The organism is Oleiphilus sp. HI0043, from assembly GCF_001634935.1.
The window spans coordinates 1-1,523 of record NZ_LWEY01001666.1 but is presented as its reverse complement, the minus strand read 5'-3'; the positions used below and the strand labels follow the sequence as shown (position 1 = coordinate 1,523).

Here is a 1,523-nt window from a genome sequence, read left to right as displayed (position 1 = left end):
CACATGACGACTCAATGTCTTCAGATGGAGCAAAAAACTTCAAGCCATGCTTTAAATCTTGAATACCTTCACTCCGCCGATCAATCCAATCAGCCCAATGGCTAATATAATCCCGAGGAAAGTGTCGAACGATTTCACCGCTAAAGTGGCCAAACTTTTCAAGCGGTGAGCCTTCGTGCGGTGTACCCAAGTACATACATTTACTTAAGTTCGAGAGCCAAGGCATATCAGTTTGGATGGCACAATATTGAGCATGTCGAAGTAAGAGTCCGCCCATACTGAAACCGACAAGCATCAGTTCATCAATATTAATCGGGTAGGCTTCGTGCAATTGAGTCAGTTGCTTTGCCAGAAGACGACCATTTTTTTCTAAAGAAAGTCCGGTATTGTAGCGAAGATAGAACGGTGTATAACCAAAATCTTCCTGCAACTTTGTACCATAGTTTTCCCTGACATCGCCGCCTTTATAGTCGAAACAGCTATCAATATAATGATCGACGAGAGATTCCCCTTCACTGGGAGCCTTTAGGTGGTAATCCCAAACCGTTTCCAGGTTTGTTAGCCCATGAACAAATACAACCACCTTATTACTTAACGGCGCATCCAGCTGATGAACGAGGTGTTCATTTAAGACCAAGCGTTTGTAGTGGTAATAAAAGCCCATCTGGATAGCCAAAGGGTTACATTCTTTTTCAAGGTAGTCACCTATCACTCCATTGAGGATGGAGCGCCCTAGACGCCCCCAATGTTTATGGGTCTCTTGACCTTCAACAGTATGACTCATACATGATCTCCGTAAGTGAAGATCTTCAGATTAGCATGTTTTCTGGAATATGAGACATGATCCAACTCAATCAATGAAGGCTATTCAAATGTCATCCCTCTTAAACACGAACTTAGCCAAGTAAGTACCGCTGTGACGAAGCCCTATAAATTCAGTGCGATAAGATCACAGAATCACCACGTACTTCTACTTATTAAGAAGTCTTGTCACAAAAACAAAGTGTCAAGACCGATTTGTTGCTTAAAATTCCCTATGATGCTCACTTATAAACGCACTAGATAAAAGACAAACGCTTTAACAGCATTGATAGATAAGTTTCGGAATAAAACGTGTATAGCAGTTCTATAAAAAAAGCGCCCCTTGACAGCTCAGTGCTCACCTTAAAGCTCTACGACAGTGCATCTAAAGGCCCCGAAGGCTTGGCACAAGAACTTTGCGACATCTTCGGCAGCGCTTCAATTGACCTTAGTGAACGCCTAATCCCTTGGCAAAGCTCGTTATTGAGCGAGACTGAGCTAAGCGACATTCGCAAGGAAGCACCGGCCGGTAGCTCTAGTTCTTATTATATTTTTGTTCACAAACACGTACTTTATCCGTGTATTCCTTTCGACCATCGCGNCGAGTTGGTCGCTAGCATTGCTTTTGATCGCCGCGCAGAAGCCCAGCTCCCCCTATCCAATACACAGAGACACCTACTGCCACATATCGCCCAGGCCTTACTTCTCTGCCATAAAATAAA

1 protein-coding gene is annotated in these 1,523 nt (G+C 43.6%); it reads right to left on the bottom strand.

Annotated elements, in window-relative coordinates; genetic code table 11:
* Positions 1–784, bottom strand: a 784-nt coding sequence (locus tag A3729_RS25305; protein WP_369820159.1) for an esterase/lipase family protein, incomplete at its 3' end; no start/stop codon positions are given.
* Positions 785–1,523 lie beyond the last annotated feature (739 nt).